Genomic DNA, 14,863 nt, shown 5'->3' on the forward strand with positions numbered 1-14,863 from the left:
TGGAAGAACAAGCCCGTTTAGCCGCAGAAGCTGAAGCAAAAGCGCAGGCGGAAGAAGAAGCCCGTTTAGCGGCAGAAGCTGAAGCAAAAGCGCAGGCGGAAGAACAAGCCCGTTTGTCGGCAGAAGCTGAGGCGAAAGCAAAGGCGGAAGAACAAGCCCGTTTAGCGGCAGAAGCTGAAGCGAAAGCACAGGCGCAGGCAGAAGAAGAAGCTCGTCTGGCGGCAGAAGCTGAAGCGCAAGCACAAGCCGAGGAAGAGGCTCGTCTTGCAGCGGAGCAAGCGGCTCAGACTGAGCAAGAAAAACCGAAAAAAGAAGGCTTCTTTGCGCGCGTGAAACGCGGTCTTCAGAAAACCAAAGTCAATCTGGGCGCAGGTTTCTTTGGCCTGTTCAGCGGTAAGAAAATTGATGATGAGCTGTTTGAAGAGCTCGAAGAGCAGCTGCTGATTGCTGATGTGGGTATGGACACCACTACCAAGATCATCGACAGCCTCACTGACAAAGCGTCTCGCAAAGAGTTAAAAGATGGTGAAGCGCTTTACGGCATCCTCAAGCAAGAAATGGCAGACATCCTGAGCAAGGTGGAAAAGCCACTGGACGTTGAGAAAAAAGATGGCCCATTCGTCATCTTGATGGTTGGCGTGAATGGTGTGGGTAAAACCACCACCATCGGTAAGCTTGCCAAGCAATTCCAGCAGCAGGGTAAGTCAGTCATGCTGGCGGCAGGTGACACTTTCCGCGCAGCCGCAGTCGAACAGCTGCAAGTATGGGGCGATCGCAATAACGTTCCTGTGATTGCACAGCACACAGGTGCGGACAGTGCATCAGTGATCTATGACGCGATTGAAGCTGCAAAAGCACGTAATGTGGATGTCGTCATCGCCGATACCGCGGGTCGTTTGCAAAACAAAGCTAACCTGATGGAAGAGCTGAAGAAAATCGTCCGCGTGATGAAAAAGCTCGACGAGAATGCGCCGCATGAAATCATGCTGACCATCGATGCAGGCACAGGCCAAAACGCGATCAGTCAGGCGCGTCTGTTTAACGACATCGCACCGCTTTCCGGTATCACTCTGACCAAGTTGGATGGTACGGCGAAAGGTGGCGTGATCTTCGCGGTGGCTGACCAATTCAACATCCCAATCCGCTTTATCGGTGTGGGTGAAGGCATCGACGATTTACGTCCGTTTGTAGCGGAAGACTTTATCGAAGCTCTGTTTAGTCAGGAGGACTGATAGGCGTGATCCAGTTTCAGCAGGTAAGTAAGGCCTACCGCGGTGGGCAGCAGGCACTGCAAAAAGTGAGTTTTCACTTACCCAAGGGTGACATGGCATTTTTGACCGGTCACTCGGGGGCGGGGAAAAGTACCCTGCTGAAATTGCTGTGTGCGATTGAACGGCCAAGTGACGGACAAGTTCTGTTTAATGACCACGATATCTCACGCATTGCGCGAAAAGACATTCCTTTTCTGCGCCGCCATATCGGTGTGATTTTTCAGGATCACAAGCTCCTGATGGACAGAAGCGTGTTCGACAATGTGGCATTGCCGCTACGCATCGAACAGGCGAGTGAAAACGACATCAAGAAACGTGTGTCAGCGGCACTGGATAAAGTAGGTTTGCTGGATAAGGCGGCCTGCTTGCCGATTCAGCTTTCCGGTGGTGAGCAGCAACGCGTCGGCATTGCCCGCGCCGTGGTCAACCGCCCGATGGTGCTGGTGGCTGATGAGCCAACGGGTAACCTGGATGCAGATTTGTCGCAACAAATCATGGAATTGTTCCGCCAGTTTAACCAAGTTGGCGTGACCATACTCATGGCCACCCACGATACGTCGCTACTCAACCGCTATGACATGCGCCGTTTTGAACTGAATCAGGGTCACCTGTCGGAGGTGGCACGTGGCTAACTTCATTTCTGTGCACAAACAGCAGGGCGGTCAGGCGTTTCGCGATTTAATGGCGAAACCTCTAGGGAACCTGCTTACGGTTCTTGCTCTCGCGTTTTCACTGGCACTGCCAGCCACGCTGTTTATGCTGGCGAAAAACGTCGTTGCAGTGACACAAGAGTGGCAGGCTCCCAACCAATTAACGGTCTATCTGAATCCAGTGTCGGAAAGCCGCGCGGAAGCCTTTGGCGAAGAGCTCGCAGCTTGGTCTGAAGTGGCGACTGCTGAATTTATTTCGCCGGAGCAGGGATTAACCGAGCTTCGACAAATCCAAGGGTTTGAAGAAGCCGTAAGTCTTCTGGAAGATAATCCCCTGCCCGCGGTGGTGGTGTTGACGCCTGCGAGTGATGATGCGGCGGCAGTGACTGCCCTTGCCGCGAAACTGCGAGCCACATCGGAAGTAGAAGAAGTGCGTCTCGACAGCGATTGGCTGCAACGTCTGTCTGCCATTGAATCACTGGTGCTGACATTAACCTGGGTGTTCTCCGGTCTGTTGCTGATGGCAGTGTTCTTGATTATCGGCAACACCTTGCGCTTGCAAGTACAGAGCCAGAAAGAAGAAATTCAGGTGATGAAACTGGTAGGCGCAACAGATAGTTACATACTGCGCCCGTATCTGTATACCGGCGTGTGGCTGGCGTTGGCAGGTGCGATTGTTGCCTGGCTGGTGACCATAGTGAATAGCCTGTTGATGGATGCAGCTGTGGCAAAATTGGCTACATTATATAGCAGCGGTTTCAGGCTATCGGCACTGACTCTGGAAGAAGGGCTGATTTTGCTGATGGTGTCAGGACTGATTGGCCTTCTGGCTGCAAGACTCGCTGCTGCAAAACATATGCGGGATATAGAACCTGTCTGATGTTTGAACCTATCCGATAAAAGCAGGTCACAAAATGGTACCTACTTGCAGTTTTTTTGAACTCGAGTAGAGTATCTGGTTCGCTTCGAAAGCGAAGAATAGTTCGATAAAGTCGAAAAGAGGTGAAAATGACAACAGAGATGTATGCACTGGCCCCCATCTCCCAAGATAGCCTTGATAGCTATCTGCAGCAGGTAAACGGCTACCCAATGCTGTCTGCGGACGAGGAGCGTGAGCTGGCAGAACGTCTTCACTACGAGGAAGATCTGGATGCGGCAAAAGGCCTGATCCTATCTCACCTGCGCTTTGTTGTTCATATCGCCCGTGGTTATTCCGGTTATGGATTGCCAGTGTCTGATTTGGTGCAGGAAGGTAACATTGGTCTGATGAAGGCCGTGAAGCGTTTTAACCCGGAAGTGGGTGTGCGTTTGGTTTCTTTCGCTGTTCACTGGATCAAAGCAGAAATTCACGAGTATGTACTGCGCAACTGGCGTATCGTGAAAGTCGCAACCACCAAGGCGCAACGTAAGTTGTTCTTCAACCTGCGTAAGTCGAAGAAGCGTCTGGGCTGGTTCAACGCCGAAGAAGTGAATATGGTTGCTGACCAGCTGGGCGTTGACGCGGCAGAAGTGCGCGAGATGGAATCCCGTCTTGCAGCGCAGGATGCTGGATTTGATGCTGGCGCAGATGATGATGAGCGTGAAGGCGGTGCAGTTGCTCCTGTCTTCTATCTGGAAGATAAAAGCTCGGATGTCGCGACCAACCTGGAATCACAGAACTGGGAAGACCACGCGAATCGTCGCCTGGCACAAGCCATGTCCGGACTCGACGAGCGTAGCCAGCACATTATCCGTTCACGCTGGCTGGACGATGACAACAAAGCCACTTTGCAGGAACTGGCTGATCACTATCAGGTGTCTGCAGAGCGTATCCGTCAACTTGAAAAGAACGCGATGCGTAAACTGAAAGAAGCGGTTGGCGACGCTTTGTGATTGCTTACTGAATACGTTGAAGAAAACCGACAGATTGTCGGTTTTTTTGTACCTAAAATTCTTCCAAAATCGCCCCGACAAAAATGTTTTCCACAGTTTTATTACGATCAACACAACATATAGTGGATCCGGCTTTCAGATCATACTTTATCAACGCAATCCACAGTGTTTTCCACAGGCGGTGAAAAAGCATACAAAGCCCTTGTATTCTCCATGGCATGGTGAAGAAAAAAGTCATGTACAATGCTGTTTTACGTGTCTTGAAGCCATAAGTGGCCGGGAGACGTATATTGATCAGGTCAGACGGGAGTGGAATAACCCATGGAACAATTTGCGCATATCTCTGTAACGGACGCTTTGGCTATGCTGGAAGGTGATGATCATCACGCTGTGATGGTTGATATCCGGGATCCTCAGTCATTTCAACTATCTCATCCACAGGGCGCATTTCACCTTACCAATGACTCCATTGTGCAGTTTATGAATGAAGTGGACTTCGAACAGCCTGTGTTGGTGATGTGTTATCACGGCGTAAGCAGTCAGGGCGCAGCACAATATTTGATTAACCAAGGCTTTGAGCAGGTGTACAGTGTAGATGGTGGATTCGAAGCCTGGCACCGACAATCCCTGCCGGTGGAATCGGGCATCTGATCGAAAACAACGAAGAGGTACTATGATAAGGCTGACTGCACTTTCTAACCCCCGAGCCGCTCAGGCTTTTATCGATTACATGGCATCAAGGAACATCGCGATTCAGATGATGCCTGAGGGGGAAGGGCAGTTTGCCTTGTGGCTGGCAGATAGCCAGTACCAGATTGAGGCAGAAGCGGAGCTCGCCGCTTTCCTGCAGAACCCGGGTGATGAGAAGTATCAGGCAGCGTCATGGAACATGGCTGAAAGCCGTACCGCCAAGTTTTTCTATCCTCGTCAGGGGCTGCTGACATCACTCAAACAAAATGCGGGGCCTTTCACGCTCTCCATCATGGTGGTGTGTATTGTGGTGTATGCCGGACTGACTTTGGGTTTCGGCAATGATGTGTTCTCTCTGCTCCACTTCCCGGCGACAGATGAACAGCAATGGCAACTTTGGCGGCTGTTCTCCCACGCCTTGCTTCATTTCTCCGCAACTCACATCGTTTTCAACCTGCTGTGGTGGTGGGTGCTTGGTGGCAAAATCGAAAAACACAGCGGTAGTGCCAAGCTCATGCAGCTTTTTCTGCTGACGGCGCTTTTCTCCGGTCTGGGTCAGTACGCCTTTGACGGCCCTGCTTTCGGCGGTATGTCCGGTGTCGTGTATGCGTTGTTGGGATACTTGTGGCTCATGGGAGCTTTGGCACCAGAGCGGGGACTTTCCATTGAACCAGCTTATGTTGGCTTTATGCTGCTTTGGCTGGCTGTTGGCTTTTTCGAACCCTTTGGTATGGCTATTGCCAACATGGCGCACCTTTTCGGTCTAGTGTCAGGGTGTGCACTTGGGGTCATAGACGCGAAACTTCGAAAAACGAGGTAATGTGAGCTCTGCTCATCCTTGAACTGGCCTGATTGGCAATCCCAGTGCAGCCACGTAAACTGTGGGTGGTTTTTACTTTTTCGCAGGGGATGCCGTGAAACAGACATTACGCCACCAGGAAATACTCGATCTTGTTCGAAGCAAGGATACGTCAGTACTGACGATCTGGTGGCTCACTTTGATGTCAGCCCCCAAACCATCCGCCGCGATCTAAACGAGCTTGCGGCTGAGAACAAAATCCGTCGCCAGCATGGTGGCGCCACCATCCCCTCCAGCTCTGTTAACACCGCTTATGACGCCCGTAAGGCAATGCAGCAAGAAGCCAAAAACAAGTTGGCACAGGCGCTTGTGGCGCATATTCCAGATGGTGCGACCTTGTTTATCGATATCGGTACCACGCCGGAAGCGGTCGCGCGTGCACTGCTGAACCACGAAGATCTGCGCATTGTGACCAACAACCTCAATGCAGCCAGTATTCTGATGGCCAAAGAAGACTTTCGCATCATCATGGCGGGCGGAGAAGTGCGCAACCGTGATGGTGGCATTATGGGTGAGGCGACGCTGGACTTCATTTCCCAGTTCCGTCTGGATTTTGGCATTCTGGGGATCAGTGGTATCGACCTCGACGGTAGCCTTTTAGATTTTGATTATCACGAAGTGCGTGTGAAACAGGCCATCATGGAGAACAGCCGCTCAGTCATGCTGGCTGTTGACCACACCAAGTTTGGCCGAAGCGCCATGGTCAACGTTGGTGACATTGCGCAGGTCGATATGCTTTTTACCAATGCGCCTTTACCGGAAACGTTACAAGCGCGGTTGCAAGATACTGAAACTCAAATAGAAATGGTCGAGTGATTTTCTTTTTCGATGATGAAACCGCCTGATGGCGGTTTTTTTATGCCCGTAATGCGCGATTTTTCTTCATTTTGTCATTGGGGATGGCGCTTTTTTGTACTAGAATGCTCGAAAACGAAAGTTAAAATGTTCGTATGAGCGTGAGGGTGTAATGGAACAGGCAAAAGAAAATCAAAATAACGACGTGTTGGATGTGATTGTTGTCGGTGGTGGCATTAATGGCGCAGGTATTGCTGCGGATGCTGCTGGTCGTGGCTTGAGTGTTGGCCTTTATGAAGCGGCCGACTTTGCTTCTGCGACGTCTTCAGCCAGCTCCAAACTTATTCACGGCGGCCTTCGTTACCTCGAGCATTATGAATTTCGTTTGGTCAGTGAAGCCTTGGCCGAGCGTGAAGTGCTTTTGAAAAAAGCCCCATTCCTTGCCTGGCCGATGCGTTTTCGTTTACCGCATCGCCCACACTTGCGCCCGGCCTGGATGATCCGTATTGGTCTGTTTATGTATGATCATCTTGGAAAGCGCACCACCTTGCCCGCCAGCAAAGGGCTTCGTTTTGGTGCTGATTCTGTCCTGAAGCCTGAAATGACAAAGGGTTTCGAATACTCAGATTGCTGGGTCGATGACGCACGATTGGTGATCCTGAATGTCATGGACGCAGCCGAGCGTGGCGCGGAAGTGCGCAACCGCTGTAAGGTCGTGCGCGCAGAGAGAAACGTTGGCGTTTGGGACGTGGATATCCTCGATACTGTGACTCAAGAAGTCTTCAGCCGCCGATGCAAAGTGTTGGTGAATGCGGCAGGCCCTTGGGTGAAATCCTTCTATGACGATAGCACCTCGCTCAAATCGCCTCGCGGCATTCGTCTGATCAAAGGTAGCCATGTGGTCGTGCCTCGCGCTCATAACGAAGAGGCCGCTTATATCCTGCAAAACGAAGATGGCCGCATTGTGTTTGTGCTGCCGTATCTTGACCGCTTCTCCATCATTGGTACGACTGATGTGGAATACAAAGGCGACCCACGTGAAGTGGCGATTGAACAGAAAGAAGTCGATTATGTTCTGAATGTTTATAACCAGCACTTTAAACGTCAGTTGAGTACGGATGATGTGGTGTGGACCTACAGCGGTGTGCGTCCGCTTTGTGACGATGAATCTGACTCACCACAAGCCATCACCCGTGATTACACCCTCGATCTGGATGACAACGGCGGTGATGCGCCGATGCTGACCATTTTCGGTGGAAAGCTGACGACCTACCGGAAACTGGCTCGTGCAGCGGTGAATAAGCTGGAACCTTTCTTCCCTGAGATGGGCGAAGACTGGACCGCAGATCAGGTGTTGCCGGGCGGTGAGGATATTTCAAGCTTCGACGATGTACAGCAGCGCTTGAAACAAGAGTGTCCGTGGATGGATGATTTCACGGCTAACCGCTTGGCCATCACTTATGGCAGTCGCGTCTGGGTGTGGCTCAATGGCGCGAAGACGGCTGCTGATTTGGGTATCGATTTCGGTGAAGGATTGTCACAGCGCGAAGTGGAGTATCTGATGGCATCTGAATATGTGCAGGATGCTGAAGATTTGCTGTGGCGTCGCACCAAACTGGGCTTGTACCTTTCTAAGGAACAGCAACAACAGGTTGCTGACTACATTTCCAGAGGCGCATCAGCAATGGATGAGGCCGCGACGGCCTGAGTTCAGGCCCAAAAACACAAAAGGCGGCTAACAAGCCGCCTTTTCAGTTTCAAATGCTTACTGATACAAGTATTTTGTAAACAGCAGGTCCGCAATGACTTTCTGATTGGTTTCCGCCAATAGCATTTCGTTTACCTTGTCCAGACACGCTTTGCGAATCGACTCGCGGCCGGAGAGGGATTTCACACGCACTTCATTTTCCTGGCTCAACACTTCAATGATGGTGTCGCGGATCAGCGGCTGGTGATATTCCAGCATCTGTATCAGTGAAGGGTCATCCACCATTAGGTCAACTCGGACATTAATAAACCCAAGTTTGCGGCCTTCCGTAATAAAGTTAGTGGTGATCTCTGGCTCAAGCGTAAAATAGCTGAACTGCGCGGCATTCTCTTCCTCAGCCAAGGTTGGAAGGGAAAACAGCAGAGACACGATTAAGGCGAAAACAGCAGTGATATTTTTTTTCATGGTTTTTGCCAAACCCCGGATTTCATCAATCTCTTATGGTAGTTTAGCTGCGCGAATAGGGGCACAGCTTGTACAATAGCGCAATATACCTAAACCACTTAAAGCCTGAATCTCTAAGTGGTTTAGGTATATTAATACTAAACACTATTGGCCGATTCGGCGAAAGTTTTGTGGTTTTTTTGCTCTTTGGCCCAGGATAACATGTCAGAATTCAAGGAATTACACTTACAAGCTCTCATGAATGCAAGGTGGGAGGAGCCAGACTGGCAAACACTTGAAACTACCCGCGAAGGGGCGTGGTTACTGGAACGCCACTCGATGACAGAAAGGTTGAAAGCGCACTGTCGCACGCTGGCCGTTGAGGTGTTGGGCTTACATGAAATAGAACAATCTGACCTGACTGAGAATGAGCTCAGCCTGTTAGGTGAAGAGTCTTGTTTGGTACGTGAAGTGGTCCTGTCTGGTGATGGGGATGCATGGCTATGTGCTCGTACTTTGGTGCCTAAATCGACCCTGACAGAAAAAGAGCAAGATATTGCCGATCTTGGCGCAGTGCCTTTGGGGCAGCGCGTGTTTAATCAGGCCAATGCCCGTCGTGATGCCATTGAAGTCGCGACTGTGATGGTCGAAGGACAATCCCTGCTGGCGCGTCGTTCGCGCTTGTGGGTCAATGAAAAGCCGATGCTGGTGTCCGAGCTGTTTTTGCCGGATGCACCGGTTTATCAGGAGGAAGGCTAAATGGATGCGGCCAAGGCGAGAGCGTATTGGCAATTGACGCGAATGGACAGGCCAATCGGCAGTTTGTTGCTGTTGTGGCCAACCCTGTGGGCATTGTTTCTGGCTGCAGACGGGGTGCCGAACCTGCACGTGCTGGTGGTCTTCGTACTTGGCGTTATTATGATGCGAGCGGCAGGCTGTGTGATTAATGACTTTGCTGATCGTAACTTTGATGGTCATGTGAAACGCACAAAAGCCCGCCCGTTACCTTCTGGACTGGTGACCGCCAAAGAGGCATTAGCCCTGTTTGGTCTGCTGATTCTAGGCGCATTCCTGCTTGTACTGACGCTTGACCCGCTGACCATCAAGTTATCTGTGGTTGCCGCACTGTTGGCGTCTATCTATCCCTTCATGAAACGCTTCACCCATATGCCGCAGTTGGTGCTTGGCATGGCATTTAGCTGGGCGATCCCGATGGCCTATGCGGCGCAATCTGGCGAATTGCCGCCAGTGGCGTGGATGTTGTTTCTGGCCAATGTGTTGTGGACAGTGGCTTATGACACCCTGTATGCCATGGTTGATCGCGATGATGATCTGAAAGTCGGCATCAAATCCTCCGCCATTCTCTTTGGCCGCTTCGACAAGATTGCCATTGGTATCCTGCAACTGATCACGGTCCTGTTGTTGGTTCTGGTGGGCTACCTCAGCGAGCTGTCACAGGTTTACTACTGGTTCCTATTGGCCGCTTCGGCGCTGTTTGTTTATCAGCAGTGGTTGGCGCGTGGCCGTGAGAGAGAGCTTTGCTTCAAAGCCTTCCTGAATAATAACTACGTCGGCATGCTGGTATTTATTGGTTTGGCGCTTGCTGTGTTAACCAAGTAATACGCAACTTAACAACAATAAAAAACCTCGCACATTGGCGAGGTTTTTTGTTTTTAGCGATCAGATGATTAGTCTTCTGATGGCTGGTTCAGGATAGCCTGAATGGTTAGCTGCACTTCCGGTGAAATCAAACCGAATACACACTCGCGGAGCGCCTCAACGCGATCAGCGCGGGCATGGTCGTCGTCATTCAGATAGCCTTGTTCACGCAGCGAGTTCAGCAAAGTCGCAAACACGCCTTTGTCGAAGAATTCCGGTGCGTTGATACCGTGTAGACGGCTCAGACGTTGCGCCATCATCTGGCTTTGTTGCTCCAGATCGGACTTCGAGGTGTCTGGCTCATGGCTGAACAGTGTCAGGGTGATCGCGTAGCGCTGCAGGGTTTCTGCAATCGTGCGGCCCAGCAACTGAAGTTGTGTGAGCTTACCGTTGTTACGACTGATGGTGTCACCATCTACGGTGATCAGCGATTGACGCTCAAGCTCAATCAAGGTCGCATCGACGTAGCTTTGCAATGACGCATCATCGAAGCTCATGAAGAGCTCAGCTTTCAGCAGCGGGTAAAGCTGGCGAATCGAGTCCATCAGGTTTTCACGTGAAACACGGGTCTTGAATACCAGCATTTGAGCGATCAGTGAAGGTACCGCAAACAGGTGAATGATGTTGTTGCGGTAGAAAGTCATCAGGATGGCCTGCTGACGATCCAGCGAAATCACTTCACCCAGCGAGTCTTTTTCGACTACGAACTTGTTCAGGCTCAGCGCATGCTCAACCAGTTCCTGTGCTGAATCTGCTGGCACTGTACTGGTCGCTGAATACGGCACCTGACGCAGCAACTCGAGGTAAATGGTCAGTTGTTCTTCCAGCGCTTCACGGCTCAACGCGCTTTGGCGGGAGGCGAGCAGGGCAGTCGCACACAGGGTCAGGGCATTGGCTGCAGCAGCATCATTGATTTTGGTCATCATGCGCTCTGCCAACTCATTCACTGCTGGAAGCAGCCAATCTGGACGCTGAGGTTCAATCGGGTCGATGTCTTTTTGCCAATCCGGTGCCTTCTCATTCAGGAAGTGGTTCACAGGAATCGGCTCGCCGAAGTTCACATAGCCCTTACCGTAGTTACGCAGTTTGCGAAGAATGCCCAGCACCTGGCCGAAACTTTCTTTCTCTTTGCGCTTGCCCTGAAGCTCTTTGGCGTAGGTGCTCACTTCCATCACGTGCTCGTAGCCGATGTAGACAGGAACCAGAGTCACTGGGCGTTTAAGGCCGCGCAGCATCGCTTGAATGGTCATTGCCAGCATGCCGGTTTTCGCCGGAAGCAGACGGCCAGTACGCGAACGACCGCCTTCCGAGAAGTATTCTACCGAGTAACCTTTGGCAAAAAGCTCAGCCAGATATTCGCGAAATACCGTGGAATAGAGGCGGTTGCCCTTAAAAGTACGGCGCAGGAAGAACGCGCCGCCGCGACGGAAAATAGGACCCGCCGGGAAGAAGTTCAGGTTTACGCCCGCCGCGATGTGCGGTGGCACCAGACCTTCTTTATAAAGCACGTACGAAAGCAGCAGGTAGTCCATGTGCGAACGGTGACAAGGCACGTACACAATCTCATGACCATCTTGCGCCAGCTTACGCACACGCTCGGAGTTATTGATATTAAGGCCTTGATACAGCTTGTTCCAAAGCCAGGTCAGGATGCGATCGCCATAGCGGATAAGGCTTGGCGAGAAGTCTGCAGCGATTTCTTCCATCATGTCGATGGCTTCTTTGCGCACTTTCTCTAATGGCACATCACGGCTTGCCGCTTCATCCTGTACCGCCTTATCAATGGCTTTGGAAGCCAGCAGGCGTTTGAACAGCAGTTGGCGATCCGGCAAGCCAGGGCCGGATGCTGCCATTTTTTGGCGTGAGAAGTGGATTTTCGCCACACGTGCCAGCTTGTTCGCGATCGTGGTGTCTGTGCCGTGCTTGTCGGCCATAAAACGCAGAGAAACTGCATTACTAAAGCGAACCATGCTGTCACGGCCAAGCGTGAAAATGGTATAGCACTTTTGCAGGCCATTCATGGCTTGCAGCGCAGGTGCTGCCGGACGTGATTCATTGCCCGGATCGCGGTTCCACACCACAGATGCCGGCACCATTTGGATGTCGAGATCGGTGTCACGCTTGTGCAGCTCGAGCCATTCGGTGAACAGAGTGAGGGAGTCAGCCGGGACAGGGTCGCTGTCTTTAAACATGCGCTTGCCTTCAGACACACAGACATAGCGCGGCAGGCTTTTTCCTCCCAGTTCCAAAGGTTCCAGCGGGTCTGGCAAACCCAGTTGCAGACAGCTGCTGCGCAAGGTCAGCAGATCGGTATGAGAGCGGAACGGCAAGACATAAACCATAGGGCGGGACAGATCGAGGTCCAGCTGGTTTATGGGATCTGACGGAATACTGATGGTTTTCACCAGTACCGACAGCGGTAAATTCAATAGCTTGTGATAAATCGATTGGCAAGCAGACATCTGATCGCAGCCTCTTATATTTTGTGCGTGGCAAGTCTAGCAGAAAACATCCCCGAACTTGCAGGGAAATGACACCAATCCGCGGGCTTATGTCATGGATGAGCCAAGGTATGGTGAGCTGGGCAGTCAGAAAAATTGTGAGCTGAGCAGCGCCTTTATTAGAGATTGGCGCAAAATCCGCCTTTTCAAGTGGTTAAACACTGGATATACTCACAGTTAACTGTATAAAAAGACAGGTCATGATATGAAGCCGTTAACCGCAAGACAACAGCAAGTCTTTGATTTGATCAAAGCAAAGATCGATGACTCCGGTATGCCACCGACGCGTGCCGAAATCGCGAAAGAACTCGGGTTCCGTTCTGCCAATGCGGCAGAAGAGCACCTGAAAGCGCTGGCGCGTAAAGGCGTGCTTGAAATCGTACCCGGTGCATCACGCGGTATCCGCTTGCTGGTGGAAACCGAAGCGGCGAACGATGAAGAAGGCCTGCCTTTGATTGGCCGCGTGGCAGCCGGTGAACCTATCCTCGCGCAAGAGCACGTGGAAATGCACTATCAGGTTGATCCGAACCTGTTCAAACCGAATGCGGATTTCTTGCTACGCGTTAGCGGTATGAGTATGAAAGATATCGGTATTATGGATGGCGACCTGCTGGCGGTACATAAAACGCAGGACGTGCGAAACGGCCAAGTGGTTGTCGCGCGTGTTGAAGATGATGTCACCGTGAAGCGCCTTGAGCGCAAAGGCAATCAGGTGCTGCTTCATGCTGAGAACGAAGAATTCGCGCCGATCGTTGTTGACCTGGCTCATCAGCATCTCACGATTGAAGGTATTGCTGTTGGTGTGATTCGCAACACAGACTGGATGTAACACTCTAGCTTCGCATTACAAGAGTTAAAGAAACAGGCAGCTTCGGATGAAAAGTCCGACGCTGCCTTTCTTTTTGCGAGTTTTTCGTGCTACAGACCGCTTCCCCTCTGCATTTTTGCACACCCGCAATTCTCTGTTCTGCGCGGTCACTTTCCTCAAAACAAGGCATTAACTCTTCTTAAAATAAAGATTTTTTTGCTTTGGATTTCTGAAGTTTTTTAAGAAAAGCGGCACAAAATCGTTGAGGATGAAACAGTTGTCTTCATCTCGTAAATTCGTGGCTGGCATCATGTTTCGGGGCATTCTGCCGCTCAAATTTTGTTCTTTCCACGTTCCTTGCCTAGCTTTAGTTGTAAACAGAGTGTTAACCAAACTTTCATTTTTTTGCATCCATTTACATTTAGCACTGCGAAGTGACTTTGAGGAGGGAACCGGTGAAGACTCGCCAACTTCTATACGCGCTCGCAATTTTCTCTTCGTTTGCGGCCAATGCTGCCAACGAAGCGTCCTCGTTTAACCTGACTCCCGGTGTGACGGAAATCAGTGAGAAAGTCTATGGCCTTCATATGACGATTCTCTGGATTTGTGTCGCTATCGGCGTGGTCGTTTTCGGCGTGATGTTCTGGTCTATCATCCATCACCGCAAATCTAAAGGCGCGGTAGCAGCGAACTTCCATGAAAGCACCAAAGTGGAGATTCTCTGGACGCTAATCCCTTTTCTGATCCTGATTGGTATGGCTGTTCCGGCAACCAAGGTGTTGTTGGCAATGGAAGATCCGTCTGATTCAGAACTGACGATTCAGGTGACGGGTTCTCAATGGAAATGGCATTACCGCTATTTCGACCATGAAGTGGAATTCTTCTCTTTGCTGGCGACTTCTGCTGCGCAAATTGATGGTGAATCAACCAAGCGTGACACCTACCTGTTGGAAGTTGACCGCCCGCTGGTAGTGCCAATTGGCAAGAAAGTGCGTTTCCTTATCACCTCTGAGGATGTCATCCACTCTTGGTGGGTGCCGGACTTTGCCGTGAAGAAAGATGCCAACCCTGGTTTTATCAACGAAGCGTGGACGCGTATCGACAAGCCGGGGATTTACCGCGGTCAGTGTGCAGAGCTCTGTGGTAAAGACCATGGCTTTATGCCGATTGTGGTGATTGCCAAACCGGTCGACGAGTTCGAGGCTTGGGTGACGGAAACCGCGGCTGCGCAAGCCAAGGTGAAAGAAGAAGAGCAGAAACTGCTGGCGATGAACATGGACATGGAAGAGCTGATGGAGCTGGGCGAGGAAGTGTACAACTCGCGCTGCGCTGCCTGTCACCAAGTCAATGGTCTGGGTCTTCCAGGTGTGTTCCCGGCGCTTGCCCAACAAGGCATTTCTGCTGATCCCGATAAGGTACTCGACCACCTCAATATTGTAATCCACGGCAAACCAGGCACGGCCATGCAGGCGTTTGGTGCGCAACTCGGCCTGAAAGAGCTGGCAGCGGTGATCACCTACGAGCGAAACGCTTGGGGCAACAACACGGGCGATGCTATTCAGGCGTCTCAAATCAATGCTGTGCTCAACGGTGACGATCTTTAAGG

The 14,863-nt window shown here is 51.3% G+C and carries 13 protein-coding genes and 1 pseudogene; 12 read left to right on the top strand and 2 right to left on the bottom strand.

Features of this window, described 5'->3' with window-relative positions:
* The 8 genes and pseudogenes from ftsY to glpD all read left to right on the top strand — a co-directional run.
* The coding region (gene ftsY / locus G5S52_RS16180) for a signal recognition particle-docking protein FtsY (RefSeq protein WP_165015895.1) at window positions 1–1,232 on the top strand (1,232 nt) is incomplete at its 5' end.
* Window positions 1,233–1,237: 5 nt separating this feature from the next.
* Window positions 1,238–1,903, top strand: a complete 666-nt coding sequence (gene ftsE / locus G5S52_RS16185) for a cell division ATP-binding protein FtsE (RefSeq protein WP_165015898.1) — start codon at window positions 1,238–1,240, stop codon at window positions 1,901–1,903.
* Window positions 1,896–2,801, top strand: a complete 906-nt coding sequence (gene ftsX, locus G5S52_RS16190; RefSeq protein WP_165015901.1) for a permease-like cell division protein FtsX — start codon at window positions 1,896–1,898, stop codon at window positions 2,799–2,801. Before ftsE ends, ftsX begins: the two co-directional genes overlap by 8 nt.
* A 128-nt stretch (window positions 2,802–2,929) precedes the next feature.
* Window positions 2,930–3,793: an RNA polymerase sigma factor RpoH gene (rpoH, locus tag G5S52_RS16195; RefSeq protein ID WP_002535417.1), complete on the top strand. Its 864-nt coding sequence runs from the start codon at window positions 2,930–2,932 to the stop codon at window positions 3,791–3,793.
* A 321-nt stretch (window positions 3,794–4,114) separates the two neighbouring features.
* Window positions 4,115–4,444 carry a thiosulfate sulfurtransferase GlpE gene (glpE, locus tag G5S52_RS16200; RefSeq protein ID WP_002535414.1) on the top strand — a complete coding sequence of 110 codons (330 nt, stop codon included), beginning with the start codon at window positions 4,115–4,117 and terminating at the stop codon, window positions 4,442–4,444.
* 22 nt (window positions 4,445–4,466) lie between these two features.
* Entirely contained in the window at window positions 4,467–5,303 is an 837-nt protein-coding gene (glpG, locus tag G5S52_RS16205; protein WP_165015904.1) for a rhomboid family intramembrane serine protease GlpG, read from the top strand.
* Window positions 5,304–5,397: 94 nt separating this feature from the next.
* Window positions 5,398–6,158 (top strand): annotated as a pseudogene (locus G5S52_RS16210) (DeoR/GlpR family transcriptional regulator).
* A gap of 151 nt (window positions 6,159–6,309) precedes the next feature.
* Complete coding sequence (gene glpD, locus G5S52_RS16215) at window positions 6,310–7,845, top strand: glycerol-3-phosphate dehydrogenase (RefSeq protein WP_165015907.1); 1,536 nt, start codon at window positions 6,310–6,312, stop codon at window positions 7,843–7,845.
* A gap of 57 nt (window positions 7,846–7,902) precedes the next feature.
* On the opposite strand, the gene G5S52_RS16220 is transcribed toward glpD, so the two are convergent.
* Window positions 7,903–8,310, bottom strand: a complete 408-nt coding sequence (locus tag G5S52_RS16220; protein WP_039849444.1) for a flagellar basal body-associated protein FliL — start codon at window positions 8,308–8,310, stop codon at window positions 7,903–7,905.
* A gap of 201 nt (window positions 8,311–8,511) precedes the next feature.
* Here G5S52_RS16220 and G5S52_RS16225 point away from each other — a divergent pair, with 201 nt between their 5' ends.
* On the top strand, window positions 8,512–9,048 hold the full coding sequence (locus G5S52_RS16225; protein ID WP_165015910.1) for a chorismate--pyruvate lyase family protein: 537 nt from the start codon (window positions 8,512–8,514) through the stop codon (window positions 9,046–9,048).
* Window positions 9,049–9,909 carry a 4-hydroxybenzoate octaprenyltransferase gene (gene ubiA, locus G5S52_RS16230; protein ID WP_165015913.1) on the top strand — a complete coding sequence of 287 codons (861 nt, stop codon included), beginning with the start codon at window positions 9,049–9,051 and terminating at the stop codon, window positions 9,907–9,909.
* Between the two features lie 68 nt (window positions 9,910–9,977).
* On the opposite strand, the gene plsB is transcribed toward ubiA, so the two are convergent.
* The gene (gene plsB, locus G5S52_RS16235; protein ID WP_165015916.1) at window positions 9,978–12,410 is read right to left on the bottom strand and encodes a glycerol-3-phosphate 1-O-acyltransferase PlsB; all 2,433 of its coding nucleotides are present in this window, start codon (window positions 12,408–12,410) and stop codon (window positions 9,978–9,980) included.
* A 244-nt stretch (window positions 12,411–12,654) separates the two neighbouring features.
* Here plsB and lexA point away from each other — a divergent pair, with 244 nt between their 5' ends.
* Together lexA and coxB are read left to right on the top strand one after the other, a co-directional pair.
* Window positions 12,655–13,278 carry a transcriptional repressor LexA gene (lexA, locus tag G5S52_RS16240; RefSeq protein WP_165015919.1) on the top strand — a complete coding sequence of 208 codons (624 nt, stop codon included), beginning with the start codon at window positions 12,655–12,657 and terminating at the stop codon, window positions 13,276–13,278.
* Between the two features lie 434 nt (window positions 13,279–13,712).
* Window positions 13,713–14,861, top strand: a complete 1,149-nt coding sequence (gene coxB, locus G5S52_RS16245; protein WP_165015922.1) for a cytochrome c oxidase subunit II — start codon at window positions 13,713–13,715, stop codon at window positions 14,859–14,861.
* Window positions 14,862–14,863 lie beyond the last annotated feature (2 nt).

Origin of the sequence: Grimontia sedimenti (assembly GCF_011045095.1) — a bacterium.
Lineage (GTDB): Bacteria > Pseudomonadota > Gammaproteobacteria > Enterobacterales > Vibrionaceae > Enterovibrio > Enterovibrio sedimenti.